Consider the following 26,922-nt stretch of genomic DNA (forward strand, 5'->3'; position numbering starts at 1 on the left):
GAACGGGACTAAGGTATGAAACGATCGAAGCGCTTGAGCCCGGTTTTGGAGCTCGCCGAATCACGGGAGAAACAAATGGCTCAAATTTTGGGGGAAAGCCAAAAAAAGGTGGAATCCGCGCGGCGAAATCTCGATAGTCTCATGACGTTCCGCGACAATTATTCAGCCCAGTTTCAACGATCCGGAAACGCGGGCCTCGGAACTCGTCAGTTGATCGAGTACCGGATGTTTCTGGCCAAGATCAATACCGCAATCGCCGACCAAGAAAAGGCCGTTCATGCGGCGCAAGCAGAGCTTCAGAATCGCCAAGCCGAATGGGAAGCGGCGCGCAAGCGAAGTCTGGGCATCAAGAAAGTTTTCGAGCATTCGCTTAGGGAAGAGACGCGCATGGAGGAAAAGAAACAGCAAGCGGAGCAGGATGAGAGAGCGGGCCGCCGCTCAAGCGGCGGCACCTTGACCGTATTCATATGATTTCGATTCAGCATTCTGGCATTCGATTTGCTGACCATGGTCATGCGAACTCGGAATTTATGACATGAACATCAATACTTCTATTACTTCAGTGTCGGCCGCGCCGACTTCCATTCTTGAATTGGTCCAGCTTGTCGGCAATACCTCGCCGGAAAGCAAAGCGGATCCGGCCGCCTTTCTCGCGGCGCTGGTCAGGCAATTTGAAGCGATGAAGGGGAACACGGGATCCAATGGGACCGGAGAAAGTCCTGAAATCGCCGCCGCGGAAACGAACGAAACAGGCGCGGATCCGCTGCAGGAGCTTCTCCAGTATGTATCCAATCTCGAAGCATTTTCCGATCGGCAGTTCCAAGACTATTCGGGTGCTGAAGTGCCCGGCGGCAACGGCTTGCCGGCGGAAGGCAGTTCGTTGCCTAAGTCCGTGCCGCTCGATGAGGATCTGGAGTCTGAAAACGAAAACCGTGCGGCCGATTCGCTGTTGGCGGCACTCGCCGCCCATGGGATTCCGTTGACGTCCTCTCAACAGGCGGAATCTTTAGGTTCTGAGAGTGCAGAAGCATTCACCTCGCAGGACGAACTCATTCAAACAAGCCAAGAGCTCCGCACCAGCGAGTTAGCCGATCATGGTGAATCCCGTTCGCACGACAACCTTGGCGTAGGGCTGCGCGGCGAGCAATTCTTCTATCAATCCCAAGGCGAAGAAAAGGGGTTGACGCCTGCAGAAAAGGGCTTATCCGGAATGGCGTCATCTGGAGTCGAAGAGCCGGATGCGCTCCTGGCGCAATTGCTTGCCGCTGAATCGGACGGTCAGGATTCGACCAAGCGTGGAGCCGGTGAAAGTCTCTTTTCGCAGTTCGACAAGTACATGTCACCGCCGACCGCCGTTCCCGCCGAGGGAGTCCAAAACTCGATCGAGACCGGTTTTCCGTTACAAGCGGTTCCTTCGGCATCTCAGCTCACCACGGTTGTTGCCAACGATTCGATACCGGCATTGGATAAGCCTTTGAATCAAGCTGGATGGCAGGAAGGACTGGGAGAACGCATCCTATGGATGACCGATAAAGGCCTGCAGACGGCCGAAATCAGGCTCAATCCTGCACACTTAGGACCTCTGGAAATCCGTATCCAGATCGATCAAGACCAAGCGACGGTCCATTTCGCGACCCATCACGCTTCAGTTCGGGAGGCCATCGAGGCCGCTGTACCCAAGCTACGCGAAATGCTCGGCGCTCAGGAGATTGCGCTGGCCGACATCAATGTAACGGCTCCGTCGGGATTGTCCGATGAAAGAGGGCAGCCCTTCGATTTCAATCAACAGTCAAGTTTTGGCGATCGGAGCCAGCCTTTTTCGGAGCATGTTTCGACTCAAGAGGAAAATGGCCCCACAGACTCAGATCGAGGCACGGCGGTTAACGGCTTACTCAACTTATACGCATGAATCTTATTGTGCCTTTGCCGTTACGCAACAAAGAAGGCCGAGTGTCGGTTGTGGGGACGTCGGCTCGGCTCAGAAAAATGTCGAGAATCCGATCCGCGATGCCGATCGATTCAAAGTATATTCACGGCTATCGTTCTCTCTCACAGCAATTCATTGACTTGTAAGCTCACGGCGATCGCATTACAATCGCTGATTCTGGTTGGCAGCTCAAAAGGCCGCCACTCCTTGCCTTACCGTCGTGTGCGGAAGGCTGTTTAACCCATAAGGAGCATACATGCGACATTATGAGATCGTTTTTATGGTTCATCCGGACCAAAGCGCGCAAGTCCCCGCCATGCTGGATCGTTATCGCACCATGATCGAGTCCAGTGATGGAAAAATCCATCGCCTGGAAGACTGGGGGCGTCGCCAATTGGCCTATCCCATCAATAAGGTTCATAAAGCACACTATGTGTTGATGAACATCGAATGCGACCAGCAGACCCTTGATGAACTGGAGAGCGGGTTCCGCTTTAATGATGCCGTTTTGCGCAGCTTGACGGTTCGTCGTGACGAGCCGGTAACCGAACCCTCGCCGATGGCAAAAGCCGGCCAGTCCGAACCCGAAGCGGAACGAGGCGAAGAAGTCGCCGCGAACGCCGACGAAGAGGGTGGCGACGAAGCCGAGGCTTCATCGGATACCTGAGGCTGCAAGCCAGTTTCAGGTCGCGTACGACAACCTTAATCAAGAAATAGGTCTTCTATGGTTCGCCAATTCAAGCGTAAGAAATATTGCAGATTTACCGCCGAGGGCGTTAAAGAGATCGATTACAAAGATCTCGACGTACTGAGGGAATATATCTCGGAGACAGGCAAAATCGTCCCGAGTCGGATTACGGGAACAAAGGGAAAATACCAAAGGCAACTCGCCACTGCTATCAAGCGGGCTCGTTTTTTGGCGCTGTTGCCGTATACCGACGCCCACAAATAAGTGAGTTTAGTTCCGGCGGAAGCGCGGCCTGATTATGCGCACGTTGGCCGCTTTTATCATGAGAGGAAGGGTGCAAGCCGTATTTGCGGCCTGCACCCTGGCTCTCGTATCTTGGGTCGTTCCGTTTCTTAGCCTATTAGCTGCGGCAGCCGTAGGCCTCCCCACACTGCGAAAAGGCGTATACGAGGGTGGCCTTATAATGGCGGCATCCATCGTGGTTTTGGGTGCTCTAGGCGGGGCTCTTATCGGCAGCATGGCCGATGCGGTTGGTTACGGGCTTCTCCTTTGGGTTCCGATGTGGCTAACAGCAGCGATTCTCCGAGAATCGGGCAAGCTATCGACCGCTTTGGGATTTGTGTCGATCATGGGCATTCTCATGGTGACCGCGGTCTATTGGCTTCATCCGGATCCTTCGTCCATTTGGATGGAAGGTTTGGAACGGTTTTTCAAACCGTTGATGGATGGCGCTTCTCCGGACTTGGATGCGGATCAGCTCTGGAACGACTTCTCGGCGGTGGCCGCACGTTACATGACCGGGATCGTGTCCGCTAGCCTGGTGATTAGCCTGATGCTGGGTTTATTGATCGCCCGATGGTGGCAATCAGCGCTTTTTAATCCGGGCGGATTCCGTTCAGAATTCATAGAACTCCGTATGCACGCGGCATTTCCCTATTCCGGGATAGGGGCGCTGATAGTCGCTGTTACGGCGAATGGAGGAATGGCGGAGCTCGCTTTGAATTTGAGCCTTCCGCTTTTCGCGCTATTTCTGTTGGTTGGCTTTTCGGTGCTTCACGCATTGGTATCCCGCAGCAAATCGTGGAAAGCTTGGCTAGTCGGAACTTATGTAGCGCTGTTATTCATTCCTTATATTATCGTGCCAATCGCATTAGTCGGGTTGAGCGACCTTTGGTTTGATTGGCGAGAAAGGCTATCGCCAAGCTGAGCTGAACTATTGCTGTCATTATTAGAACGCTAAAAACTATCGAGGCATTCGACGATGGAAATTATTCTTTTAGAAAAGATTGCGGGTCTAGGGAATCTCGGCGACAAAGTTGCCGTCAGACCCGGTTATGGCCGGAATTATTTGATTCCACAGGGCAAGGCGGTCGCGGCTACTGCCGAAAAATTGGCTGAGTTCGAGAAAAGACGTGCCGAGCTCGAGAAGAAAGCCGCTGCGGACTTGGCTGCGGCTCAAGCTCGAGCCGAGGCTATTGGTAAACTAGCCGTAAAGATCGCTCAGAAAGCGGGCGAAGAAGGACGGCTATATGGCTCCGTCGGCACAAAAGATATCGCCGAAGCAGTGACGGCCGCCGGCGTGAGCATTCAGAAACACGAAGTACGCTTACCGTCGGGCCCTATCCGCCAAGCGGGCGATTACGAGATCACCGTGCAGCTGCACGGCGATGTCGTAGCCAGTGTGGCGCTCTCGATTGTCCCTGAATAAAGCCGAAGCGCGTCCACATGGCCTGTAAAGCCATGTGGACCCTCGCCCCCTGCTAGCCTAGTGAGGCTAATCTACTCAGCGCTGTTCTATTTCCTTGCGCCAGCCATCCTTGCGCGCCTCTTCTGGCGGGCCCGTAAGGAGTCAACTTACTCCCAGCGCTGGCTCGAAAGGCTGGCCGTCTATGATTCCGAGCCGGAATCCGGCGTGATTTGGTTCCACGCCGTTTCCGTCGGCGAGGCCGAAGCCGCGTTTCCTCTGATTCGTGCGGTTAAAGATCGTTTTCCGGCAAGTACCATACTCGTTACGGCGACAACACCGACGGGTTCCGCGCGAATAAAAGATGTTTTAGGCGAAACAGCAAAGCATGTTTATTTGCCTTATGACTTACCCGATTGCGTAAATCGGTTTATCCGGCATTACAGTCCGATACTCGCGGTCGTGTTGGAGACGGAAATCTGGCCGAATCTATATCGCGTCTGCGGACTGCGAGACATACCCCTCGCCATTGTTAACGGTCGCCTATCCGAAAAGTCGGCGCGCGGTTACCTCAAGCTTCGTTCCCTAACGCGCGAAAGTTTATCTCACGTCCGGTTGATCGCCGCTCAGACACCGGAGGACGCCAGACGATACGTGGCGATCGGTGCTGATCCGAATTCCGTTGCCGTAACCGGCAACATCAAATTCGACACGGAACTCCCGACCGAAGCGCAAGATCGAGCCAAAGCTCTGCGAGACACGCTTTTCGGTAAACGCCCGATTTTTATCGCGGGTAGTACACACCCCGGCGAAGAAAGCCAAATTCTAAGCGCTTTCGACAGGCTTCGTAGCCAATTCCCTGAACTGTTACTGGTGCTCGCGCCACGACATCCCCACCGCATCGCCGATGTCGTTGCGGAGTGTGAAAAGATGGGCCTGGGGATCCGGCTCAGGAGTGAGAGTGAGCCTTGTGACGAATCCATCGACGTCTTCTTGCTCGACACACTGGGGGAATTGCGCGTTTTTTACGCCGCTTCCGATGTTGCCTTCGTCGGTGGCAGCTTGGCGCCCGTCGGTGGCCACAATGTGCTCGAACCGGCCATTGCAGGGGTGCCGGTCTTGTTCGGCCCACACATGTTTAATTTCGCCGATATCGCTTGCAAGCTCAAAGAGAGCGGCGGAGGAATCGAAGTGAAGAACGTTGAAGAGTTAGCCCTTTGGACAGGGCGCCTGCTAACTGACGAATGTCTTCGTAGCGAGGTCGGCGAAAATGGGAAACGCTTCGTTTCGTCGAATCAGGGAGCTGTGGATCGAATAGTCGAACAACTCGGTTTGTTGATCAGCAATCCTTAGTTCAATCGCCCGCCAGCGGTGCCGGGCGCCCGATAAAATAGCCCTGTGCCATATCGACGCCCAACTCGCCGAGCGCAACAAGAGTAGCTTCGTTCTCCACGCCTTCGGCGATCACCTCGATATCGTTCCCATGGGCAAGTGTCGTGATAGCCGAGACGAAGGCTCGATCCTGCGGGTTATCGATTAGGTTGGTCACATAACTCTTGTCGATCTTCACGAATTTCACCGGTAGATGTCTCAAATAAGAGAAAGAAGCGAACCCCGCGCCGAAGTCGTCTATCGCGAAACGGAAGCCCAGAGTGGCGAGATCTTCCATGATTTCTTTTGCTGTACCGAAGTCGGCGATGGCGGCCGTCTCGGTGATCTCGAAGATTAATTGCTCGGGCTTTAACACATTGTTTTTTAGGGCCGATTTTAAAGCCACAGTCCAATCGCGATTGGTCAACGCGGAGCCTGAAAGATTCACATGGACAGCTCCCGCGGGAGCCCGTTCAGCAAATTCGGTTAGCAATCGTATGTTTGCTTCAACGGCATAGCGGTCGATTTCGTTGATTAGACCCGTAAGCTGAGCGAATTCGAGAAACTCTGCTGGCGCGACCAATGAGCCGTCAATCCGTTTCAGACGTATTAATGATTCGAAAAAGCGGATTTCACGCCCCTTGATGACGGCAATCGGTTGATAATGAAATACGAGCCGGCGCGCCGTAAGCGCTTCCTGGATGGCCTGTTTCCACAACGTCCGTTCGCTAATACGCTGCTTGGATTGATCGTCATAAGAAAATAAATGGACCCGGCCGCGACCGCGATCTTTCGCTTGATACATCGCGAGATCGGCATTCGCCATGACCTCGTCCATCACGGTTCCATGCTCGGGAATCATGGCGATACCGATGCTTGCCGAAATCCGGAAGATTTTTTGCTGGATTTTGAGCGGTTGTTCGGTGAGTCTTTGATTCAGAAGATTGGCGAATGCCAATGCACCTTCCGCGGTCTGACTAGGCATGAGAATGGCGAACTCATCGCCTCCCAGTCTCGCTGCGATATCAGTCTTGCGCACGCGATTTTTCAGTTCCTGCGCGATTTTTCGAAGTAGGGCGTCACCGGCGAGATGCCCGCTGGTGTCATTGATGTCCTTGAAGTGGTCAAGATCAAAAAGAAGGATGGCGGCTCGCGTGCTGTTTCTATCCGCTTCGATAAATTGACGCTCCAATTCCTGTTGGAAACGGTGACGATTATATAGGCCGGTCAACGGGTCATGGTTCGCGAGCCAAATCATACGGTTTTCCGCTTCGACTCTATCCGTAACGTCGAGACCGACCGACAGAATCGCAATGCCCTCCGGGTTATTTTCATGAAGCCGGGTGTGCACCCAGACCACGAAGCGGCGCGTCCCGTCTTTACACAGTAATTCCGCCTCGTGCTGCAGACGTTTCCGTTGCCCATTCCATAACCCGAGCAGTGCCTGCTCCAAATCGTCCCCGATTTTGCTTTCCAAAATTAAGGAAAGAAAATCCTTGCCGCTAAGGTCGCTTTGGCTATAACCGGTAATTTGTATGACAAAGTCGTTAGCCGTAAGAATTCGCCCTTGACTTGTTTGGGTCAGGATAATGACCTGCGCAGTGTCCAATAGCCCTTGAACGAAATCGCGCTCGGCGGCCAGTTCGGTGGTCTTGTGCGTTATTGCCTGTGCTTGCTCCTCAAGTTGGTGGGACAGAGTCAATGCTGTTGCACTCAGAATCGTGATTTCATCGTTGAGTCCGGATGCCCGATGGGCAAGCCGCTGTCGAGCTTCCTTATAGGCGCCTTGTGCCAACATCGGTAGGGTGTCGGCCAGCCGGCGAAGCTGACGGATCGGCAGGCGCATTAGTAGAAGCAACAGCAGCTCAGCCGTTAAGAGGCTCAAACCGCTCAGCAAAATACCGTCACGGGCAGCTCGCCTAATGTGACTCACCTGAGCGGTGACGTCGCTTATCATCAGAACCGATCCTTCCGCTTGAAGCAGATTCTTCAACGGCATGACATCGATCGCATAGTAGCGTCCTTTCCAAGTATGAATGTCCTCACTCGCCATAACCGGATTAGGTAAACGCTCGGACAGCTGCTTCAGAAATGGAGCGAGGAGGTCCAAGTGGGTGAGGGCGGCTATCCTCATAGACCACTTAGGGATAGAGTAGGCATTGTCTTCCGTGCCATTCGCGATCAAGATCCCCAGGTCTGAACCGGTCAATGAGCGGTGTTCGACTACGAGCTGCGCGATAGATTGGGTAAGACTGAACACGCCAACGACCTGTCCCTGGGACAAAACCGGTTGGTATGCGTTTAGAGTGCAATGTTGGGCGCACGACAACAACGACAAGGGCTTTTCTTCCTTGAATACCTGTAAAACCGTAGCTTGCTCTTCTGGACGCGGCGCCTGCGCCGGCGCAGGAGTACCCCCCCATTGCCAGAATCGCTGTGCATTCGGCTTAAACAATGCAAGACGCTCGATGTCCAGATCGTACTGAAAATCGTTGAAAACGTTAGCGGCTTGCCGTAATCCCGCATAGTCCTCTCCGGTCAAAGCAGAAGCAAAGCCGCCGACCGAGGCTAGCAAAGAGCCGATTTGCTGCAAACGGGAAGTCGAACGGTCCAGCAAGTCTTGAACTTGTCTGCTTAGCAAACGTCTATCGAGTTGGCGCTGCTCCTGAAATTGGTACTCGAGATAGAAATAATTCAGAATGGCGAAGGCGCTGCCAATTCCGACGATCATGATGCTGAGAAACAAAAAACCTTTCCAAAAGAGGCTCAGGAAGGGTGATCGTGGTTTGGAACTAGCCCGAGCCTGCCCAGCCGAAAGACGCGCCGGATATGATTTCGGTCTGGCAGTACTACCGAATTCGGGTCCGTTGAAAATTTTTCGAAGTGCCAAGATTTTGAACTGAATTGAGAGAACGGGCTTAGGCGTTTATCCGGATAACCTTTTTTTCAGTATAACCCATGTAATGATAATCAATCGTTTGCCGCCTCGCTCTTTCGTGACGAATGGAAGTACAAGTCACCTGTGAGCAACTGGGATGGCTAGGATTCAGCCGCCTCGTTTATACTCTTGTACTGATCAGACGATTTTTACGGAAAGCTCATGAAGATATCTGTTCAGGCTGTGGTTTTATCTGGAGGGGCCGGTACTCGATTATGGCCATTTTCACGGGAAGCTTACCCAAAACAATTTCTCCCGCTTGTCGGAGATAAAAGTCTCTTTCAGGAAACGATTTATCGGGTCATTAGCATGGGCGCTCAGGAGGGCCAGTTAGAGTTACTGTCGCCCTTGGTCGTCTGCAACGAAATGCACCGGTTTATCGTGGCAGAGCAGCTTAGACAGATGGGCTTGGACCGAAGCGCTATTCTTCTTGAGCCTATCGGAAAAAATACCGCGCCGGCAGTGACTCTTGCAGCTTTGTACGCTTTAGAGGATGAGTGCGATCCCGTTTTGGTGGTATTACCCTCCGATCATCACGTAGAAAATGTCGCAGAATTTCAGGCGCGAATGTCGAAAGCCGTGGAACTGGCTGCCAAAGGTGACATCGTCACGTTCGGCATAGTGGCTCAAAAGCCGGAAACAGGCTTTGGTTATATTCGGCGCGGGGCTGACATTGAGCAGGGCGTATTCGTTCTAGATGGGTTTACGGAAAAACCGGATGCCAAAACGGCTGCCGATTATCTCGCGTCCGGCCGCTATTTCTGGAACAGTGGGATATTTATCATGCGGGCCGGAATCTGGCTTGACCAAATTAGTCGTTGCCAGCCTGCAATCTTTGACGCTTGCAAGGCGGCATTGTCGGCCAGCAAACGTGACGGTGATTTCATACGTGTCGACAAGGACGCATTTGCACAATGTCCTAGTGACTCGATCGATTACGCTGTCATGGAAAAGCTGAACACCGCGGCGGAGGAGGTGCCTAGAGGCGTCGTATTGGCGCTGGACGCGGGTTGGTCGGATCTTGGATCGTGGCCGGCGCTCAGCGAAGTGAAGCCTGCGGATGATTCCGGCAACGTCGCGATCGGCGATGTCTTTCTCAAAGATACGAGAAACTCGTTGCTGTATTCGCAGAACCGTTTTTTGGCCACGGTCGGTATAGAAGACGTTGTAGTGATCGAAACCACGGATGCTGTTTTAGTGGCCCACAAAGATAGAGCTCAGGATGTTAAGTCGATCACGGAGTATCTCAAGAAAGCCAATAGATCGGAGCACGTGTTCCACGCGAAAGTTCACAGGCCCTGGGGTGATTATGAGTCGATCGATAACGGCTCTCGTTATCAGGTAAAACGCCTTACGATTAAGCCTGGCGCGACTCTCTCGCTACAGATGCATCACCATCGCGCGGAACATTGGATCGTCGTCAAAGGCACGGCGCAAGTGACGCGCGGTGAAGATACCTTTCTTCTCACCGAAAACGAGTCCACTTATATCCCGCTCGGCATTAGGCATCGCCTTGAAAATCCGGGCACAATTCCTTTGGAAATCATTGAAGTACAATCCGGAAGTTATCTCGGCGAGGACGATATCGTTCGGTTCGAAGACCGATACCATCGCCTCGAATCTTAAATAATCTACAGACTCTATATAAATTATTCACGTATGACGCTTCACTGCGGAATCGTGGGTTTGCCGAACGTCGGCAAATCCACCTTGTTTAATGCACTGACAAAAGCAGCCATTGCGGCGGAAAATTATCCTTTTTGTACCATCGACCCAAACGTCGGCGTGGTTCCCGTACCGGATCCCCGATTGGACGCACTGGCCGAAATTGTAAAGCCGGAGCGCGTTGTACCGACGACCATCGAATTTGTCGATATTGCAGGCCTGGTAGCCGGCGCGTCTAAAGGGGAGGGGTTGGGAAACCAATTCCTCGCGCACATTCGAGAGACCGATGCCATTGCCCATGTCGTCCGCTGCTTCGAAGACGAAGATGTTGTGCATGTGGCAGGAAAAGTCGACCCCATTTCGGATATCGAAATCATCAACACAGAGCTGACTTTGGCTGATCTAGCTACGGCCGATAAAGCTTTGCAGCGTGTATCGAAATCGGCGAAATCCGGAAGCAAGGAAGATTTAGCAAAGAAGCAGCTGATTGAGAAATTGCTGGAACATCTCGATTCCGGTCAACCGGCACGAACTCTGCCGATGGAGGAAGAGGCCAGAGCGTTTGTTCGCGACCTGCATCTTCTTACGATGAAGCCGACGATGTACATCGCCAATGTACGCGAGGATGGATTCGAAAATAATCCCTACTTAGACCAAGTACGCGCCTTCGCAGAAAAGGAGGGGGCTGTGGTCGTGCCGGTTTGTGCAGCTTTCGAAGCTGAAATAGCGCAACTGGAAGATGATGAGAAAGGAGACTTTTTAAAGGAAATGGGATTGGAAGAACCGGGCTTGAACCGTGTCATTAGAGCCGCGTATCGACTGCTCAACCTGGCGACTTACTTTACGGCCGGAGTTAAGGAGGTACGGGCTTGGACCATCCCGATCGGAGCGACGGCTCCCCAAGCTGCGGGTGTAATTCACACGGATTTCGAACGCGGCTTCATTCGCGCCGAAGTCATTGCATACGATGACTTCATCGGCCATCGAGGCGAACAAGGCGCCAAAGATGCTGGAAAGTGGCGCCTCGAGGGAAAGGACTACGTCATGCACGATGGTGATGTAGTTCATTTCCGCTTCAACGTTTGAGTCTTAATTTAGTAAACGGCATTAGTCATCGAGGCACGCGATAGCAGTGTCGATCGATCTGTTTGTTGGAAGCGGTTCAGAAATGGGAGCCGCTTTCAACACTATGTATTTAGCCCGTGGCTTCTGATTTAACATAATATACATTATGCGTAATTAGCTTAATGGTAATCCGTCACTTACACCGGCGGTTCCGCTGGTTACGGTCATTCGTCCTTCAAACAATAACAACGAGAGGACAACATGAACGAGTTTTATTGTGTGCGCGCTAAGACGGGTTTCCAGTGCCCCAAGAAGGCCGCCGCGTTCCTGGGGGTGTCGGTCTGGACCGTGAAGAACTGGGAACGATCCGGCGCACCCGTCGCGATCATCAAACTGTTTCGGCTGATAGCCCAGGATCTCGGCTGAATCGGTAAGGATTGGGAAGGCTGTTACATCGCGGAGGACCGCATCATCGGCCCAGGACGGGCCTTCATCACGCCCGGCATGACCGGGCCTATCCGTACCTCGAAAGCGAACTGGAAGGACGCCGAGCCACCGATTTAGATCGTTGGAACCGTCGCCAGCGCTGGCGGCGTTGGCTCAACGAAGGCCGGGAACTGGTTTCCAACACCGAAACGCCCAATTTAGGCCAAGAGTGCCACCCATAGCACTAAGTCCGGGTTATTACTACTGACCCGAACTTCCCAAACTCGGACCAAAGCAGCTGAGGCTTACATCCTCAAGTTACCGAACAAACGCCGTGTTAGGTTTGCTTCTTATGTTTTGCGGAACCATGGCCTATATGTTCAGATAATGGTTGCTCAACAGCTAGAACAACCTCGCCCGTATCGGTATTAATTACCAGCTCTTTGTAATAATCATTCTTGCGGTCAATAATTCGTTCCTTTTCCATTAGATGTCCTGCTTCGCTAAATTCCTGGCCACGAAGTGCCTCGTGATCATATTTGCCTCGCCCTCTCTTCCCAATGCGCGAAACCCCTTTTGCGGCGACACGACCAACCTCAGCCTTGGCGGAGACGCCCACGAGTTGAACCGTTACATCTGATGAGTCTGTGTCTGTGTTGACTGCTAGATCCTTATTGATATGTTTGTCTATGAAATCCATAACCATTTCCAGTAGGCCTTTCATTCCAATCGCGAGATGGTGAACATTTTTGGCCAAGTCGTAAATTTCGTCATACTTGAAGGTCTTGGTCTCCAGCCCAAATGGAGAACCGTCGAATGAGTGACGGACAAACTTAATTGTTTGATCGTCATTGGCCTCCGTTAAATGACCGTGAATGAACCAATTACGAAATTTCGCGGCAGATTCTAACTGCTCTAGGACAGGGAGATACGGGGAGGCCCACTGCATAGTTTCTAGTCGCGTGAAACTCGCGCGCAGGTATGCTGCTTTCCGTCCAAATGCGCGAGGCCTGTACTTTTCTATGATCTTTCCATGAAAAAAGGTGTGGAAATAAGCAACTAACGCGTCAATAAGAAATTCGAGGTGGGCCCACTGCAACGTCACCTGACCAATGCATTCAGCAATGGCTTTTTTTCTTCTTACTTGCAGGCTTTCGCTCGTCATGTCATTCCTGATAATTCGATTATTCAACGTCTTCAACGAGACTGTAGAAAAACTCTGCTTTCGCGAATTTTAGGGTCTGTAGCTCATTGATTGTTCATTTTGAGTTTAGCGTTTTCCTACACCTTCAATGTGCGCCCTTAAAGGGCCGAGGAAAGTGCGCAGCGCTTTCCTCGGCCCCTATCTCGAAGGCATCGCTAGGGCCGTTGGGGGCAAATCTCTTCCAACTAAAACCCCGATAAAAAAATATGATTTACCACCAGATTCATACGGAATAAACTGAGCCGACAGAGGAAACTGACCAAGCGCGCCAATCGATCCCGTCATGGAGTAAATTCTTGGTCGCCAACGGAAGTTCGTCATAACCAACGATCGGCCGTTAATTTTGAGTTACGTAACGATTCGACTTCAGGTTGGAAATCTCAAGTCCCGCATCATTCAACAGCTTAATTACATCCGCCAACTCGCTTTGAACCTGGATCAGTTCCCGCTGCACCGATTCAAGCTCGGCTTTCATCCGCTCAACTTCATGCCCACCAGTCCCCTTCCCTTTTTCGTCACGTAACGCCTGTAATTCGGCCTGCCTCTTGGCTCGCCATTCCGCCTGTCGCTGCGCATTGGTTTTTGCTTGACCAGTTGCAGGACGCCCCCGTCGACGTTGCAAGGGGGCACTTTTAACGGGCTGCTTATCAGTCTGGTCTTTCATTTCTCGTTACTAACGGCATTTAGCGAAGGCAGTTCTATTATAGTTACGTAACGACTAATTTCAAATATTTTTCATTACGTAACACCTATCGTTTACCGCAGTTGCGACGTCGGACAGGACGAGACGAAATGCGCCGATATCCAGCCCGAGCAGTAGAACTCGGAGCGTGAAGCCTTGTTGTGACAGCAAGAAAATCGGAGAAACTCCAATGCCAGGAAAAATCCGATCGGGAGCGGAGGAGGCGCCGGTTAAAACGTTTTTTAGTGAGAGGGACAGCTTGGATGCTCGAAGCGCGGAACTCCCCCGCAAATCGAGTGGGCGTTCGTTATCGGCAAATCCCGATGACGCCACGCTCCGAAAGCGATCGCAGGATCTCAGCGCCATGGCAGGCTAAAGCTTGAGGATCTGAATGCCCGATTTCCGCTGCCAACTTGAAGAGGCAATCGATCCCCCGCATCTCTTCTTCTTGTTGAAGAATCTGCAGGAGCCGGCACGTTACGGGGCTAATTTCCAAGAATTTCACCGTATCGGCACGGTCGCGATACACGACAAGACAAGTGGGCTGGTCCGGAGGTTCGCTCGGCTGCTGCCCCGGGCCGATTTTGTGTACGGGGAATTGGTAAACCAAGGGCCAGGCAAGTTCCGACAGGTGGAACGTTTGCTCCAGCGGGTCATCAGCCGAGTCGATATTTCCTTGTGGCACCTCGCCTTCAGCGATGACTAAAGCCAACTCGGTCCACTCGTAATGCGCGAGTTCCAACAAATATGGCGGATCGCTAGGGCGGCTTATGTATTCATTCTGGAGATAATCCAGAAATTCTTCGGCTATTTCGGCAAAGTACGGCGTTTTACTTCGATGCCTTGCATAGAACGCCTGAACTAAAGCAAGCCAATCAGTCTTGCTCAAGATACTCTTAAGCACCGGAAAACCGGTTGCTAGAAAGTTCTCGATGTTGTTGAAGAACAGTTCTCGGTAAACCTTCATCCGTTCCGGCGCGGGTCCGCACGGAGGTGGATTTTGATGTGGTTCACGAATATATGCGGCAAACGCATATTGTATCTGTTGGAATGGAGCGATCTCTTTAGCCATAACGCCGAACAGGTTGCGACGATGCAGCCGTCTGAAGCGCTCGAATCCGTTGAACTTCAGAAAGAAGTTCGGATAAAGGAGGAATGTTGAAATCCCGCTCTAAAAGAGTCGGAAATACGCCGAATTTCTCATAAGCCATGCTCAGCAATCGCCAAACCGGATCTATAACCGTCGCGCCATGGGTGTCGACCAGAAAATCAACCGCCTCGACGTAGTGCCCCGCTACATGGGCATAGGCGATACGATGCGCCGGTATCGCGCTCAAAAACGCTTCCGCATCGTAGCCGTGGTTAACGCTGTTGACATAAATATTATTGATGTCGAGCAGCAGATCGCAGTCAGCTTCTTCAAGCACCGCGTTGAGGAAATCGATTTCTTCGAGTTCTTTGCCCGGTGCGGCGTAATAGGAAATGTTTTCGATCGCTATCCGCCGCTCGAGAATCTCTTGAGTTCTGATGATGCGCTCAGCTGTGTATTTGACCGCTTCTTCCGTAAATGGAATCGGCATGAGGTCGTACAGATGGCCGTCATCTCCACAGTAACTCAGATGTTCGCTGTACAGGCGAATATGATGCCGGTTGAGGAAAGTCTTGAGCTCGGTGAGAAATTCTTCGTCAAGCGGCGCAGGACCACCCAGCGACAGGGATAATCCGTGACAGACGAAGGGAAACCGCTCGGTTAAGGTTCGTAGCTGTTTTCCAAGCTTCCCCCCTATTCTCGTCCAATTTTCCGGTGCGATTTCGTAAAAATCGACCGATTCCGGCGGATGCTCGGTAAGCGGGCCAATGAAGGCCCGCCTAAGACCGAGCCCGGCGCCTTGGATGGCGAAATTCTTCATGTTCCCCGGAGGGTGGCAACACGAAGTCGCTTATTGTGGTTTCGTTTCCGTGCTGGGAGGCTGCGCTTGATCCGTTTTCATACCCGCACATTTGCCTTCCATTGCTTTTTTCTCCTGCTCCTGGCTTTGTTTTTTCATGGCGCCGCAATTCATTTCCTGGGATTTCATCATTTGCCCGCCGCATTTCCCCTCACCGCATACCATTTCTTTTTGCTCCTTGCCGGCCTCTGCCACCTGCAGATAGCCATTATCCAAGTCTTTAATTCCAAACGGGTTTTCGGACGCATTAGCGACAGCGGACAAGGATGTTACGACAGCGGCTCCCATTACGGTTTTTAATACTCTTTTGCTCATTGCCTCTTATTCCTCTCAATCGATTTCGAATTGTCGAGCGCCACGCGCGCCAAACTGTTAGACATCAGGATTCAACAAAGCGGCAGGTCATTCTCCAGGACGGCACGTGCCGGGACGATATCTCCGTGTCAGACTTTGTTAAGTCCGTTATTCTCACACAATAAGCGAAAATTGTGCACTCTATCAGCCCTGAACCGCCGCCTTTTTCCTAAGCTGACGGTGCCAATTGGCCATCACGTTTCTCAGTTGCTGATGAAAATCTCGAAGTAATAAAGGGAACTGTGGCCGGAATGATATGGTCAGCAACTGAGCATTGAGCTATTCTCTCGATTCCATAATTCTCGATAAAGCAGACGCCTTAAAGAAGTTAAAGGCGCTTTCTGACAGGTAGACATAAAGACAAGTTCTGGGGCATGTATGTATTGTCAACATTGCGGAAAAGAGATTAAAGACAAAGCAGTGGTTTGTACGGGGTGTGGCCATCCGGTCGACAGCGTCGGAGACGTCGAAGGCAAAACCGTGGCAGGCGAGCCTTGGAATCTCTTGATGATGAGCGGTTTGATTGTTGCCACCTTGTTTGTGCCTCCGGTTGGCCTCGTCTTTGGGATAATGGGCCTGATGGATGAGGCGAAGAAGGTTCAAGGGGCGATTCTCACGACTATAGGCGTTTTCATGACCCTCCTTATGGTCGCGATCATTCTCGGTTTGTAGGTGTTCGGTAAGCCGCGAAAATAATTTCGCCAGATTATCTCGGCGCTTTTAATTCAATACATCGATTTTCGATCCGTCTGCCAGAACTCATTCGACCGGCTAACTTATTCTTGAACCCTGCTTTGATTATCCTGTCATAAATCTACGCGAAGGGCCTTGGGGTGTTCCGCCAAAAGAACTTCCTGGTTGTCGATGATAATGAGATCAACCGCATTCTCCTGACAACGCAGCTTTCCGATTTGGGCGCGCATGTCATCGAAGCAGGCAGCGGCATCAAGGCAGTCGAGAAAATCCGGACACACTATTTCGACTTGATTTTTCTCGATCTGCGCATGCCGGGAGTAAGTGGCTTCGACGTAATACAAGCCATTCGGATGGACGCTGAGTTTTTTAATCGAAATACGCCGATAATCGCAGTTACCGCCCATGCGCTTCCTCAACAGCGAAAGGAGATTCTCGAAGCTGGATTTTGCGACTGTCTGATCAAACCCATCTTGGAAGACCAGCTTTTGAGAGTCATCGACACCTGGCTGGGCGTCAGTGCAGGCCCATCACCTCGCACCACCCTACCCTCTGCCGATTCGTATGATCTTTATCTCAATGCGATCATCGAAAAAACCGGTGGTAACCGGGCACTAGCCGAAAAGCTCATGCTTAGACTGGCTCAAGAACTGCCTGAACAGCTAGCCGACGTGGAAAAAGCACTCTGTGATGATAATTACCGCCAAGCCAGAGAAATTACCCACAAGATCAACGGATCAGCGAGCTTCTGTGGTTTGTTTGGCATCAGAAAGGCAGCTAGCGAATTAGAAACCGCTCTGGTGGCATCACCGTCGCGTGACACCCTTCGCGAGTATCTCCGGGCAATGGAATGCGAGATCGGAGCGTTTCTCTCAAAGAAAATGGGTCTCGTAGGTGCATTGAATAATTCGTGAAGAGATTTTTCTCGGCACAAGCATTTGTAAATCCAACGGCGGGGAATATGCCTCAAAGCTTAAAGAGGTATTTCCGGTAGTATTGGAGTTCTGCAATCGATTCCAAAATATCGTCGAGAGCCCGATGCGAATTCTTTTTTCTAAATCCTTCTTTGAGATGTGGTGCCCAGCGCCCCGCCAACTCCTTCAGAGTCGATACATCGAGATTACGATAATGGAAATAAGCTTCCAATTCCGGCATCCATCGTGCGAGGAACCGCCGGTCCTGACAGATACTGTTGCCGCACATCGGCGATGCTCCGGCGGGTACCCACTGTTGCAGAAATGAGAGCGTAAGCTTTTCGGCATCCGATTCGGCCGTGCGGCTCTCCCGGACCCGATCGATTAATCCGGATTCCCCATGGTGTTTCTTGTTCCAATCGTCCATGCGAGCAAGCGCTCCATCGCTTTGAAAAATCGCCAATACCGGCCCCTCAGCCAAAACATTCAAATCTTTGTCGGTCACCACCGTCGCAATCTCGATAATATGGTCAGTTTGAGTGTCGAGGCCGGTCATCTCCAAGTCTACCCAGATGAGGTTTTGTGAATCTTGCGCCATGAACGTTCCTTTATTATGGAGGGAATGATGATGATGGGGCTCATCGCAGTTATGCTCTAAGCTTCGCATGAAAACGGCGAGCTAAGGGAGTCATTAACCGAGAAATCTTGTCAGGGATTTTACCAAAGGCTAAGCTGTAAAGCCGATATAGAGAAACCAAGCCCCTAATCCGATGAACATGTTCACTGTCCTATTTCTCGTGACGCTCACCCTTGCCTTTGCTATCGAGTGGTGGCTGTCGCATCGGCAGTTGGCTTACGTCCGCACTCATAGGGATGCGGTTCCCGACGCGTTCAAAGACACCATCTCGCTAGAGGCGCATCGGAAAGCGGCAGATTACACGATAGATAAAGCGCGCTTGGCAAACGTCGATCGAATAGTCGGCTTGGTGATCTTGTTGCTGTTTACACTCGGTGGCGGCATCGACGTCGTGAATCGATTTTGGGCGGGCTTCGAGTTGTCCCCCCTCGTTACGGGGATCGCCGTGATTCTCTCGACGATGCTTTTGATCAACCTGTTCGAGCTGCCCATAAGCCTCTATCAAACTTTCGTGATCGAGGAGCGCTACGGCTTTAACCGCAATACGCCCAAACAGTTCATCACCGATCTATTGCTCCAAACCGGGTTGAGTTTGGCTATCGGCGGACCTTTGCTCGCTTTGATACTGTGGATCATGCAGAGCGTGGGAAATTATTGGTGGCTCTTGGCGTGGTCGATCGTGATGGGGTTTTCCATTCTGATGAGTTGGGCCTTTCCTACTTTCATCGCACCTTTGTTTAACAAGTTCACGCCGCTCGAAGATGAGACGCTGAAAAAGCGCATCGAAACTTTGCTGGACCGGTGCGGCTTTCAAAGCAAGGGTATCTTTGTAATGGACGGCTCACGTCGGTCCGGGCATGGAAACGCCTATTTCACTGGAATTGGAGACAACAAGCGTATCGTTTTCTTCGACACCCTGATCAATTCTCTAAATCATGATGAGTTGGAGGCGGTATTGGCTCACGAGTTAGGCCATTTTCGGCGTAAGCACGTATTGAAAATGCTTGTTGCGAGCGCGCTGATTACACTTACCGGCTTCGCCCTGCTGGGGTGGCTAAGTGGACAGGACTGGTTTTACAGTGGCCTTGGGGTAAGCAGCCAATCGAATGCTCTTGCGCTTCTTCTATTTATGCTGATCGCACCGGTATTCGCCACGTTTTTGCAACCGATCATCGCTTATTTTCAACGACGCCATGAGTTCGAAGCAGACGACTTCGCGGCTTATTACACCAGGCCGATCTATCTCATCAATGCCCTCGTCAAGCTCTATCGCGACAACGCCAGTACCTTGACGCCGGACCCCTTGTATTCTGCCTTCCATTACAGCCATCCCCCCGCGTCGATTCGTATCGCTAACTTGTCGGCCAAGTCTTCATAAGACTGCAGATGAATAGAGGGCGGAATAGCAGAACCGTTACGTCAAAATCTGCTGCTCCGGGCTCTCCGTTCCGTGAGGGGCTCGTGATCGCTCACCTAGGCCAAGGCTTGGCCGTCGAAGGATCACCGGGTGACATAATCCTTTGCCACACCCGGAGGCGCCTGGGCTTCGCCACAGTGGGAGATCGTGTGTTGTGGGAGCCGAGCGAAGGGAATCTAGGGCGGGTTGTGGAAATTCTACCCCGCCGAAACGTACTGACCCGCCCTGGCCATAACGAAACCATACGTCCGGTGGCCGCCAATCTCGATCGGGTTTTCGTGGTCGTTGCCGCCGAACCGGAACCCGATTGGTTATTGGTCGATCAATATCTGGCCGCTTGCGAGCGCCGAGATCTCCGCGCAGCAATTATCTTCAATAAAGTCGACCTACTCCCGAGCCAGGCGGTGGGGGAAGGCTTATTGGCTGATTATCACGGAATCGGCTATGACTCCTTTCTAGTCAGCGTCAGGACCGGCGAAAGGCTCTCCGAGTTGCGAAAAGAGCTTATCGGACAATGCAGCATGCTGGTCGGACAATCGGGCGTAGGCAAATCATCGCTCACGAATGCGCTATTACCGGATAGGCAACTCCAGACACGAACGCTTTCGGAAAAGACGAGTTTGGGTCGGCACACGACGACCACGGCAACCCTTTACCATCTTCCAGATGGGGGAGACCTCATCGATAGTCCGGGAGTCTCGGTCTTCGGTCTGGCTGAAATGAGCATTCGTGACCTGGCATCGGGCTTTCGGGAGTTTCGTCCGTGGATACCCCGTTGCCGGTTCAACGATTGCAGGCATATCAATGATAAAGGCTGCGCCGTGCGGGAAGCAGCGGAGACCGGCGCCCTGCCCTATGCTCGCTATGAGCGCTATCTAAAGCTCATTGAAAAGCTTCCGCCATCGCAAAGACCATAGCGGAAGTCGAAAACTGCCTGTAACTTGGGGCTCTTACGCGTTCGGATGTTCAGGCATTTTTTGAGGGGTATCGTCGATCGATTAGCCGCAAGGCCTTTACTGTGCCGCGTGGAAGCGTGACCGAGTCCAAAACGACAATTATCCTTGCTGGAGGAGACTGCGCAAGTCGATAGTCGCGGCGTTGGCTCTAGCAATGTAGTTAGCCAAAGTGAGTGAATAATTGGCGAATAAGCCAAAACCGCCACCGTTTAGAATGACCGGGCTCAAATATGTGGCTTGGCCATCCTCGAGTTCATGAGTAATTTGCTGCAGCGTCACCGAAGCGGTTTTATTGCCGAGAATGTCCCTGAAATCGAACTCGATGGCTTTGAGAATATGCATCGCCGCCCAAGTATAGCCGCGTGCTTCGAAGAAAACGTCGTCGATAATCAGCCAAGGCGTCCTGGTGACGACGGTACGACGCTCATCGGCACTGACTTGCCTGGTGTCGCCCGCACTGGCACTTAAACGATTGGAAAGGCTACCCAACCGTTTTTCCAACACCTCTAAATATTGGCGCAGATTGTCGGCACGGGAATAAAAGTTCGCGTCACGTTTCATCAAACGCAAGCGGTAACTTTCAAGTGCCTCGATTCCTTTTTCGTATTCCGACTCGGATGAAGGCAGCTGCCACGATTTGTGATCGAAATAGAAAAAAGGCTCGGCTCTTGCCAGATCCGGATCTTCTCGTGACTGGGTTTGAGCCCGTGCGATATGGTTACGGAGTGCCGTGGTCGCGTCGCGCAACGCCGTAAGAGCGCCGTACTCCCAGGAAGGAATGTTGTCCAACAAAACCCCGGGTGGAAAGACGTCGTTAACCAAAAGACCGCCCGGTTTCCTTAGCAACGTGTCCCCGATTTGCACAAGAGCGGAGGCATACGTGTATCCGAGAGGCAATTCTTTTGGATTCTTGACATTCCCGTGCCTTGCGGCTATTTCGAGTACGTCGAACTTACTGGGTTCTTTACTCCAGTACCATGAAACGGCGACGAAAATCAGCACGACCACAACCGCTAACGCACCGATTACCCAAATGAGCCCTTTTTCGGTCGTCGTTTTGGGGGTGAATACTCCCTTAATTCGCGAACCGAGTGATTCCGGCCGACTTTCGGTTTGTTCTGGCACTGACATGAATAAAGCCCTTTAGCGGTTCCCCGAATCAAACCATTATAGCGTAAAGGTTCTGCTTAAGTCACAGAAGAACCCGGACGCCGCCTTTTCGCACGAGGATGTGACTGATCGTATACGGCCGCCAAATGCTGAAAATCGAGATGGGTGTATATCTGCGTGGTACTGAGATTGGCATGTCCAAGTAATTCCTGCACGGCCCGCAAGTCTCCGCTGGACTCCAGTATGTGGCTCGCGAACGAATGTCTGAGCATGTGCGGATGCACGTGTTCAGGCAAGCCCAGCTTGCGTTGCCAGCGTTCAAGGCGCAACTGAACCGTTCGACCGGCGATTCGGTTCCCTCTCTTGCTGACGAACAACGCCTTCTCTCCGGCGTGCGCGTAGCGAGATCGCAAGACCAGCCAGCGCTCGATGGCTTGGCAAGCGCATTGACCGACCGGTAGGATGCGAGACTTCTGTCCCTTACCGTGCCTAACCAGCATGGATCCAGCGTTCAAATCCAGATCTTGAATTTCGAGCGAAACCAGTTCGCTCAATCGTAGGCCCGAGGAGTAGAAAAGCTCCCACATGGCCACATCGCGAATCTCCAGTTCGTCATCTTGCTCACCTTCCAAGAGCCCCGTCATTTGATCGGCATCCAATAGCGCCGGCAGTTTCCGCGGCGATTTGGGAGGACGTATTCCGCGTGCGACGTTGTCCGGAACTTGGCGTCGTTTCACCAAAAAATTGAGGAAGCTGCGGATCGCCGACAGTTCTCGTTGAAGGCTCCGGCTGCTCAGCCCCTCGATATGACGGGAAGCGATATGGTCCCGAACATGCCGAGGGATTAAAGCGTCCCAGCACGGTATGCCATGAACGTCGCAGTATCGCTTTAGCTGCACTAGGTCGCGTGAATAATTGGCCAAAGTATGTGGGGATACCCGCTGCTGAAATCGCAGAACATCGAGAAAATCGGTAACCTGCTGTTCCGCGTCTTTTTGCATCAAGATTACGTCGCTTCGCTAAGCAAAGATGCCAGTCGGGCGGAAACGACCTCCCCCAACTGCCCGAGAAAATGTAGTCCCATACCGGTTTGGAATCGGCTTGCGTCACGGCTGCCGATAGCGAGCAATCCCTTAAGTCCTGCATGTTGCAGGGGTATCAGTGCGTATGAGAGCACGCCGGAGGCGTTGTTGCCGAACATGTATTTGGCATGAACCGGGTCCGGCTTTCCGCAGTAGGGTTTTCCAGTCTCCAAGACCGATGCGAAAAGAACTAGCCCAACGTCGTCGGAGGGCACGTAAAGGCCGGCGATTGGGCTTTCGATGGATGGCTGCACAATTTTTACCGTGACGAAGTCGGCTTGAAAATACTCGTGCAGGCACCACGTCAGACTGCCTAAAGTGTCGTCTAGAGTCGCAGCATCGAGTAACGTCAGCGTCAATTGATGAATCCGCTGATGCAAGGCATCGTTATCGCGGGCGATTTGCAAGATATCGTTCAACTGTGATTGAAGTTGCCGATTGCTGTCCCGCAATAGCGAAATTTGGCGCGCCACCAGGGAAACTGCCTCCCCGCAGGGATGCGGCACCTTCAGCATTTCCAGCAAATCCAATTGATCGTAAAAAAAATCGGGATGTTGGCGCAAATAGGCCTCCACTTCGTCAGCGGAGATAGTCGTTTCTTTATGACGCTTTGGCGCCTTTGGAGTAATCAAGCTCATAATTCGATTTCGCCCTCGAACACGCGAACGGCCGGTCCAGTCATGAACACCGGCCTCCCCCGTCCTTCCCAAGTTATATTAAGGGACCCGCCAGGGAGATCAACTTGCACCGGACTGCTCAAATCTCCCTGCTCTATGCCAACAACTGTTGCGGCGCAAGCTCCACTGCCGCAAGCCAAGGTTTCTCCGGAACCGCGCTCAAAAACTCGGAGCCTAATGTGATGTCGGTTGATGATCTGGACAAAGCCGATGTTTGCGCGTTGCGGAAAAATCGGATGGTTTTCCAATAGCGGTCCTACGGTTTCGACCGGCGCACGATCTACATCACCGACCTTGAGCACGGCGTGCGGATTGCCCATCGATACAGCGCCGAACAGCCGCGGGTTTCCACCCACCATCACCTCATAAAGAACGGCCTCATCCGGAATGTCCAGCGGGATTTCGGCAGGAGCATGCCTGGGAACTCCCATGTTAACGGTCACGAGTCCATTATCTCGAAGGAGCAAGCACAATTGACCGGCGTCCGTATCGACTACGATTTCGCTTTTGTCGCACATGCCGTGATCGTGAACGAATTGTGCAAAGCAGCGGGCACCGTTTCCGCATTGCGCTACTTCGGAGCCATCCGCATTGAAGATTCGATAGCGAAAATCGGCGTTTGAATTGATCGGGGCTTCAACGACCAACACCTGATCGCAGCCGATTCCAAAGTGTCGGTCTGCAATATGACGGACCTTTTCCGGCGTCAATGAAACGCTCTGCCGCACGCCATCGATAACAACGAAGTCGTTGCCTAGCCCATGCATTTTGGTGAATTTCAGTGCCATCAGTCTACTACGTGCTCGCCCTGAAAAAGTTGCGCGGTGGTCTCCCGCTCTCGGATCAGGTGAGTCCGGCCTCCATCCACCATGACTTCGGCGGGCCGGGGGCGGGAATTGTAATTTGAACTCATGCTGAATCCGTACGCGCCTGCGGAACGGACTGCCAGCAGATCGCCCTCGGCGATCGAAAGCTCGCGCTCTTTGCCGAGAAAATCGCCGGTTTCGCAAACGGGTCCGACGATATCGTAGCGTTTTTTGTCCACGCTGCTTGCCGTTCGGACCGGCACGACTTCCTGCCACGAATCGTAGAGCGCTGGTCTAATGAGGTCATTCATAGCGGCATCGACGATGGCGAAGTTTTTCTCCTGATTGGATTTCAGGTATTCCACGCGGGTCAGCAAAACGCCGGCATTGCCGATAATCGCGCGGCCGGGTTCGATGAGAATCTCGTAATCCGTTTGCGCGAGCCGTCCCAACAGCGCAGACGCGTATTCGCGAGGCTCGGGCGGCTGCTCATCGCGGTAGCGTATGCCTAGACCTCCCCCTAAATCCAAGTGATGGAGGTTGATCCCCTGCTCTTTCAAGGTATCGACAAGCGCCAGAACTCGATCGAGAGCATCGAGGAAGGGCCTGACAGACGTCAGCTGAGAACCAATGTGGCAGTCGATGCCGGTAATTTCGAGATGCGGCATATCGGCTGCACGCCGATATTGATGCAGTGCTTCGCTGACGTCGATGCCGAATTTGTTTTCCCGAAGCCCGGTAGAAATGTACGGATGCGTAAGAGCGTCCACGTCCGGATTCACGCGCAGCGAGATCGGAGCTTTTACACCGAGTTCTCCGGCGATTCGATTTAACCGATCCAGTTCGCCCGGAACTTCAACGTTGAAGCAACGGATACCGACTTCCAGAGCGCGGCGTAGTTCATCTTCGCGCTTGCCCACTCCGGAAAAAACGATCTTCGCCGGCTCGCTGCCCGCCGCCAGTACCCGCTCCAATTCGCCGACGGATACGATATCGAAACCCGAGCCCAGGCGCGCTAAGACGTTCAGCACCGCCAGATTGGAATTGGCTTTCACCGCATAGCAGACCAAATGTGGCTCACCGGCGAAAGCGTCGTCGAAAGCCCGCCAGTGGCGTTCGATCGTGGCACGCGAATAGACGTAGCAGGGGGTCCCGTAACGCTCTGCGATGGCAGGCAGGGACACATCCTCGGCGTACAACGTACCGTCGTGATAATTGAAATAATCCATCAGCGCTGTTCTTCTTTCGAAGCAGGATCTTCGCTGGGTATGTAAAGTGGTCCTTTCTGGCCGCAAGCGGAGAGGACGAGACTGAAAAAAATCAGCGGGAGGAGTGTTCGAAACGAAAGAGACATGATTTTTCGGTTTGCTGCGTCTTGTCGACAATAATCTTGCTTATTCTAATGGAAAAATGGGGGCGGCCCAATGCACGGACCGCCTTATATCGTTTATGCAAAGGAAGACTGACCGAAGCTTCAAGCGTCCGTTCCGGAAAAATCTGCGGACGCCTGAAATTTGAAACCAGCCGTTCAATCACTCGTCTTACACGCGTATGCAAAATGAACTATTCCGGGCGACCGTACTTGCCTGGTTCGATCGATACGGGCGCAAGCAACTGCCCTGGCAAGTCGACCGAACACCTTATCGGGTTTGGATCTCGGAAATCATGCTCCAACAGACCCAAGTCGTAACGGTCATCCCGTACTTCGAGCGTTTTGTAGGCCATTTTCCTGTTGTCGACGCGCTCGCCCAGGCATCCTTGGACGAGGTTATCGCACTTTGGGCCGGGCTCGGCTACTATGCGCGCGCTCGTAACCTACACCGGGCGGCGCGGATAATCGTGGAACAGCACGACGCACAGTTGCCCGTCACTCTCGAGGAATTGAGCGCTCTGCCCGGCATCGGACGCTCTACGGCTGGAGCGATCCTGAGTCTCGGATCGGGTATTCGTGCACCCATCCTGGATGGCAACGTCAAACGGGTTTTATGCCGATATCAGGGTATCGAAGGCTGGCCTGGAGACACCCGGATTCTCGCGAGATTATGGCAACTCAGCGAAGAATTGACGCCTTCGCTCCGTATCGCCGACTACAACCAAGCCATGATGGATCTGGGAGCAACCGTATGCACCAAGCGGAAACCGGTTTGTTCCGCCTGTCCGATCAGCGCGAACTGCGTGGCACTTCAGTCGGGGCGAGTCGACGCCATCCCAGCGCCGAAACCAAAACAAACCCTACCTGTCCGACAATGTTTTATGTTGGTGTTAAGAAACGCCTGTGGCGAGCTTTACCTGGAAAAGCGTCCGAATACCGGCATTTGGGGAGGTCTTTGGAGCTTGCCGGAGTTCGATAGCGAAGAGGACGTATATGCTTGGTGCACGAAACAGCATATCGATTGTTTTGAGCTTGAGCGCCTCCCGCAGCGCCGGCATACTTTTTCCCATTATCACCTTGATTTTGTTCCGCTGGTGGCTCGCACACATTCCGAGTACTACGGAATCAGCGAACCATCGCTCTATCGATGGCTTACACCGGATAAAACGATCGGGCTCCCGGCGCCGGTACTGAAACTGGTAAACGAGATTGCCGGCCAGGATCGATAGCTGCGAATTCAAGCGAATTCAATGGGCGCGGATGGCGCGGAACGAGTCGAATTGGGTTTCTATAGTGCTGATCATT

28 protein-coding genes are annotated in these 26,922 nt (G+C 52.6%); 15 read left to right on the forward strand and 13 right to left on the reverse strand.

Going from position 1 to position 26,922, the window contains the following annotated elements; all coding sequences use genetic code 11:
• The first annotated feature begins 15 nt into the window (after window positions 1-15).
• The 7 genes from fliJ (at window position 16) to waaA (ending at window position 5,652) form a co-directional block, all read left to right on the forward strand.
• Window positions 16-471 (forward strand): flagellar export protein FliJ, encoded by a 456-nt coding sequence (gene fliJ, locus ACWJJK_RS11430; protein ID WP_086134755.1) that lies wholly within the window; start codon window positions 16-18, stop codon window positions 469-471.
• 64 nt (window positions 472-535) lie between these two features.
• Window positions 536-1,909: a flagellar hook-length control protein FliK gene (locus ACWJJK_RS11435; RefSeq protein WP_077732547.1), complete on the forward strand. Its 1,374-nt coding sequence runs from the start codon at window positions 536-538 to the stop codon at window positions 1,907-1,909.
• Between the two features lie 274 nt (window positions 1,910-2,183).
• Window positions 2,184-2,594 (forward strand): 30S ribosomal protein S6, encoded by a 411-nt coding sequence (gene rpsF, locus ACWJJK_RS11440; protein WP_077732548.1) that lies wholly within the window; start codon window positions 2,184-2,186, stop codon window positions 2,592-2,594.
• A 57-nt stretch (window positions 2,595-2,651) separates the two neighbouring features.
• Window positions 2,652-2,879 (forward strand): 30S ribosomal protein S18, encoded by a 228-nt coding sequence (gene rpsR, locus ACWJJK_RS11445; protein ID WP_077732549.1) that lies wholly within the window; start codon window positions 2,652-2,654, stop codon window positions 2,877-2,879.
• A gap of 199 nt (window positions 2,880-3,078) precedes the next feature.
• Window positions 3,079-3,822 carry a YybS family protein gene (locus ACWJJK_RS11450; RefSeq protein ID WP_077732550.1) on the forward strand — a complete coding sequence of 248 codons (744 nt, stop codon included), beginning with the start codon at window positions 3,079-3,081 and terminating at the stop codon, window positions 3,820-3,822.
• Between the two features lie 54 nt (window positions 3,823-3,876).
• Entirely contained in the window at window positions 3,877-4,323 is a 447-nt protein-coding gene (rplI, locus tag ACWJJK_RS11455; protein WP_077732551.1) for a 50S ribosomal protein L9, read from the forward strand.
• Window positions 4,324-4,383: 60 nt separating this feature from the next.
• Entirely contained in the window at window positions 4,384-5,652 is a 1,269-nt protein-coding gene (gene waaA, locus ACWJJK_RS11460; protein WP_454128095.1) for a lipid IV(A) 3-deoxy-D-manno-octulosonic acid transferase, read from the forward strand.
• Between the two features lies 1 nt (window position 5,653).
• Here waaA and ACWJJK_RS11465 read toward each other — a convergent pair whose 3' ends face one another.
• Window positions 5,654-8,401 carry an EAL domain-containing protein gene (locus tag ACWJJK_RS11465; RefSeq protein WP_434101857.1) on the reverse strand — a complete coding sequence of 916 codons (2,748 nt, stop codon included), beginning with the start codon at window positions 8,399-8,401 and terminating at the stop codon, window positions 5,654-5,656.
• 369 nt (window positions 8,402-8,770) lie between these two features.
• On the opposite strand from ACWJJK_RS11465, the gene ACWJJK_RS11470 reads away from it, so the two are divergent.
• The 3 genes from ACWJJK_RS11470 (at window position 8,771) to ACWJJK_RS11480 (ending at window position 11,764) form a co-directional block, all read left to right on the forward strand.
• Window positions 8,771-10,234 carry a mannose-1-phosphate guanylyltransferase/mannose-6-phosphate isomerase gene (locus ACWJJK_RS11470; protein WP_086134758.1) on the forward strand — a complete coding sequence of 488 codons (1,464 nt, stop codon included), beginning with the start codon at window positions 8,771-8,773 and terminating at the stop codon, window positions 10,232-10,234.
• Window positions 10,235-10,267: 33 nt separating this feature from the next.
• Window positions 10,268-11,359 (forward strand): redox-regulated ATPase YchF, encoded by a 1,092-nt coding sequence (ychF, locus tag ACWJJK_RS11475; RefSeq protein WP_077732554.1) that lies wholly within the window; start codon window positions 10,268-10,270, stop codon window positions 11,357-11,359.
• A 240-nt stretch (window positions 11,360-11,599) separates the two neighbouring features.
• Entirely contained in the window at window positions 11,600-11,764 is a 165-nt protein-coding gene (locus ACWJJK_RS11480; RefSeq protein WP_156881191.1) for a helix-turn-helix domain-containing protein, read from the forward strand.
• A 337-nt stretch (window positions 11,765-12,101) separates the two neighbouring features.
• On the opposite strand, the gene ACWJJK_RS11485 is transcribed toward ACWJJK_RS11480, so the two are convergent.
• From ACWJJK_RS11485 to ACWJJK_RS11505, 5 genes are all read right to left on the reverse strand, one after another.
• On the reverse strand, window positions 12,102-12,929 hold the full coding sequence (locus tag ACWJJK_RS11485) for a hypothetical protein (protein ID WP_156881192.1): 828 nt from the start codon (window positions 12,927-12,929) through the stop codon (window positions 12,102-12,104).
• 376 nt (window positions 12,930-13,305) lie between these two features.
• A complete protein-coding gene (locus ACWJJK_RS11490) occupies window positions 13,306-13,632 on the reverse strand; it encodes a hypothetical protein (RefSeq protein ID WP_133716007.1) in 327 nt (108 codons plus the stop codon).
• 325 nt (window positions 13,633-13,957) lie between these two features.
• On the reverse strand, window positions 13,958-14,722 hold the full coding sequence (locus tag ACWJJK_RS11495) for an HvfC family RiPP maturation protein (RefSeq protein WP_156881193.1): 765 nt from the start codon (window positions 14,720-14,722) through the stop codon (window positions 13,958-13,960).
• On the reverse strand, window positions 14,715-15,560 hold the full coding sequence (locus tag ACWJJK_RS11500) for an HvfB family MNIO-type RiPP peptide maturase (RefSeq protein WP_156881194.1): 846 nt from the start codon (window positions 15,558-15,560) through the stop codon (window positions 14,715-14,717). Before ACWJJK_RS11500 ends, ACWJJK_RS11495 begins: the two co-directional genes overlap by 8 nt.
• Window positions 15,561-15,590: 30 nt before the next feature.
• Complete coding sequence (locus tag ACWJJK_RS11505; RefSeq protein ID WP_133716004.1) at window positions 15,591-15,914, reverse strand: HvfA family oxazolone/thioamide-modified RiPP metallophore; 324 nt, start codon at window positions 15,912-15,914, stop codon at window positions 15,591-15,593.
• A gap of 417 nt (window positions 15,915-16,331) precedes the next feature.
• Here ACWJJK_RS11505 and ACWJJK_RS11510 point away from each other — a divergent pair, with 417 nt between their 5' ends.
• Window positions 16,332-16,625 (forward strand): zinc ribbon domain-containing protein, encoded by a 294-nt coding sequence (locus tag ACWJJK_RS11510; protein WP_077732561.1) that lies wholly within the window; start codon window positions 16,332-16,334, stop codon window positions 16,623-16,625.
• Between the two features lie 161 nt (window positions 16,626-16,786).
• Entirely contained in the window at window positions 16,787-17,560 is a 774-nt protein-coding gene (locus tag ACWJJK_RS11515) for a response regulator (protein ID WP_156881195.1), read from the forward strand.
• Between the two features lie 52 nt (window positions 17,561-17,612).
• Here the strand turns inward: ACWJJK_RS11515 and orn are convergent, their stop codons facing one another.
• The gene (orn, locus tag ACWJJK_RS11520) at window positions 17,613-18,158 is read right to left on the reverse strand and encodes an oligoribonuclease (protein WP_086134764.1); all 546 of its coding nucleotides are present in this window, start codon (window positions 18,156-18,158) and stop codon (window positions 17,613-17,615) included.
• Between the two features lie 172 nt (window positions 18,159-18,330).
• On the opposite strand from orn, the gene ACWJJK_RS11525 reads away from it, so the two are divergent.
• Window positions 18,331-19,575, forward strand: coding sequence for a M48 family metallopeptidase (locus tag ACWJJK_RS11525; protein WP_156881196.1), 1,245 nt, complete (start codon window positions 18,331-18,333; stop codon window positions 19,573-19,575).
• Between the two features lie 8 nt (window positions 19,576-19,583).
• Entirely contained in the window at window positions 19,584-20,531 is a 948-nt protein-coding gene (gene rsgA, locus ACWJJK_RS11530) for a ribosome small subunit-dependent GTPase A (RefSeq protein WP_086134766.1), read from the forward strand.
• Between the two features lie 138 nt (window positions 20,532-20,669).
• Here rsgA and ACWJJK_RS11535 read toward each other — a convergent pair whose 3' ends face one another.
• The 6 genes from ACWJJK_RS11535 to lptM form a co-directional block, all read right to left on the reverse strand.
• Window positions 20,670-21,695, reverse strand: coding sequence for a DUF2333 family protein (locus tag ACWJJK_RS11535; protein ID WP_434112647.1), 1,026 nt, complete (start codon window positions 21,693-21,695; stop codon window positions 20,670-20,672).
• A 62-nt stretch (window positions 21,696-21,757) separates the two neighbouring features.
• Window positions 21,758-22,681, reverse strand: coding sequence for a tyrosine recombinase XerC (xerC, locus tag ACWJJK_RS11540; protein WP_086134767.1), 924 nt, complete (start codon window positions 22,679-22,681; stop codon window positions 21,758-21,760).
• Window positions 22,682-22,686: 5 nt separating this feature from the next.
• Entirely contained in the window at window positions 22,687-23,400 is a 714-nt protein-coding gene (locus tag ACWJJK_RS11545) for a DUF484 family protein (RefSeq protein WP_077732568.1), read from the reverse strand.
• Window positions 23,397-24,227 carry a diaminopimelate epimerase gene (gene dapF, locus ACWJJK_RS11550; RefSeq protein ID WP_086134768.1) on the reverse strand — a complete coding sequence of 277 codons (831 nt, stop codon included), beginning with the start codon at window positions 24,225-24,227 and terminating at the stop codon, window positions 23,397-23,399. Before dapF ends, ACWJJK_RS11545 begins: the two co-directional genes overlap by 4 nt.
• Complete coding sequence (gene lysA / locus ACWJJK_RS11555; protein WP_454128096.1) at window positions 24,227-25,474, reverse strand: diaminopimelate decarboxylase; 1,248 nt, start codon at window positions 25,472-25,474, stop codon at window positions 24,227-24,229. The genes dapF and lysA overlap by 1 nt, the downstream gene beginning before the upstream one ends.
• Window positions 25,474-25,599 (reverse strand): LPS translocon maturation chaperone LptM, encoded by a 126-nt coding sequence (gene lptM / locus ACWJJK_RS11560; protein ID WP_077732571.1) that lies wholly within the window; start codon window positions 25,597-25,599, stop codon window positions 25,474-25,476. The genes lysA and lptM overlap by 1 nt, the downstream gene beginning before the upstream one ends.
• Before the next feature lie 197 nt (window positions 25,600-25,796).
• On the opposite strand from lptM, the gene mutY reads away from it, so the two are divergent.
• Entirely contained in the window at window positions 25,797-26,846 is a 1,050-nt protein-coding gene (mutY, locus tag ACWJJK_RS11565) for an A/G-specific adenine glycosylase (RefSeq protein ID WP_077732572.1), read from the forward strand.
• Window positions 26,847-26,922: the final 76 nt, after the last annotated feature.

This window comes from Methylocaldum gracile, from assembly GCF_053646815.1.

Bases quoted from the DNA above. Each gene is read 5' to 3' on its own strand.
- ACWJJK_RS11510 (WP_077732561.1), top strand. From the start codon at position 16,332: ATGTATTGTCAACATTGCGGAAAAGAGATTAAAGACAAAGCAGTGGTT.
- ACWJJK_RS11480 (WP_156881191.1), top strand. From the start codon at position 11,600: ATGAACGAGTTTTATTGTGTGCGCGCTAAGACGGGTTTCCAGTGCCCC.
- dapF (WP_086134768.1), bottom strand. From the start codon at position 24,227: ATGGCACTGAAATTCACCAAAATGCATGGGCTAGGCAACGACTTCGTT.
- xerC (WP_086134767.1), bottom strand. From the start codon at position 22,681: ATGCAAAAAGACGCGGAACAGCAGGTTACCGATTTTCTCGATGTTCTG.
- lysA (WP_454128096.1), bottom strand. From the start codon at position 25,474: ATGGATTATTTCAATTATCACGACGGTACGTTGTACGCCGAGGATGTG.
- fliJ (WP_086134755.1), top strand. From the start codon at position 16: ATGAAACGATCGAAGCGCTTGAGCCCGGTTTTGGAGCTCGCCGAATCA.
- ACWJJK_RS11500 (WP_156881194.1), bottom strand. From the start codon at position 15,560: ATGAAGAATTTCGCCATCCAAGGCGCCGGGCTCGGTCTTAGGCGGGCC.
- rpsF (WP_077732548.1), top strand. From the start codon at position 2,184: ATGCGACATTATGAGATCGTTTTTATGGTTCATCCGGACCAAAGCGCG.
- ACWJJK_RS11485 (WP_156881192.1), bottom strand. From the start codon at position 12,929: ATGACGAGCGAAAGCCTGCAAGTAAGAAGAAAAAAAGCCATTGCTGAA.
- ACWJJK_RS11435 (WP_077732547.1), top strand. From the start codon at position 536: ATGAACATCAATACTTCTATTACTTCAGTGTCGGCCGCGCCGACTTCC.
- ACWJJK_RS11505 (WP_133716004.1), bottom strand. From the start codon at position 15,914: ATGAGCAAAAGAGTATTAAAAACCGTAATGGGAGCCGCTGTCGTAACA.
- orn (WP_086134764.1), bottom strand. From the start codon at position 18,158: ATGGCGCAAGATTCACAAAACCTCATCTGGGTAGACTTGGAGATGACC.
- rpsR (WP_077732549.1), top strand. From the start codon at position 2,652: ATGGTTCGCCAATTCAAGCGTAAGAAATATTGCAGATTTACCGCCGAG.
- ACWJJK_RS11465 (WP_434101857.1), bottom strand. From the start codon at position 8,401: ATGATCGTCGGAATTGGCAGCGCCTTCGCCATTCTGAATTATTTCTAT.
- rplI (WP_077732551.1), top strand. From the start codon at position 3,877: ATGGAAATTATTCTTTTAGAAAAGATTGCGGGTCTAGGGAATCTCGGC.
- ychF (WP_077732554.1), top strand. From the start codon at position 10,268: ATGACGCTTCACTGCGGAATCGTGGGTTTGCCGAACGTCGGCAAATCC.
- ACWJJK_RS11450 (WP_077732550.1), top strand. From the start codon at position 3,079: ATGGCGGCATCCATCGTGGTTTTGGGTGCTCTAGGCGGGGCTCTTATC.
- rsgA (WP_086134766.1), top strand. From the start codon at position 19,584: ATGAATAGAGGGCGGAATAGCAGAACCGTTACGTCAAAATCTGCTGCT.
- ACWJJK_RS11470 (WP_086134758.1), top strand. From the start codon at position 8,771: ATGAAGATATCTGTTCAGGCTGTGGTTTTATCTGGAGGGGCCGGTACT.
- mutY (WP_077732572.1), top strand. From the start codon at position 25,797: ATGCAAAATGAACTATTCCGGGCGACCGTACTTGCCTGGTTCGATCGA.
- ACWJJK_RS11495 (WP_156881193.1), bottom strand. From the start codon at position 14,722: ATGGCTAAAGAGATCGCTCCATTCCAACAGATACAATATGCGTTTGCC.
- ACWJJK_RS11545 (WP_077732568.1), bottom strand. From the start codon at position 23,400: ATGAGCTTGATTACTCCAAAGGCGCCAAAGCGTCATAAAGAAACGACT.
- lptM (WP_077732571.1), bottom strand. From the start codon at position 25,599: ATGTCTCTTTCGTTTCGAACACTCCTCCCGCTGATTTTTTTCAGTCTC.
- ACWJJK_RS11490 (WP_133716007.1), bottom strand. From the start codon at position 13,632: ATGAAAGACCAGACTGATAAGCAGCCCGTTAAAAGTGCCCCCTTGCAA.
- ACWJJK_RS11525 (WP_156881196.1), top strand. From the start codon at position 18,331: ATGAACATGTTCACTGTCCTATTTCTCGTGACGCTCACCCTTGCCTTT.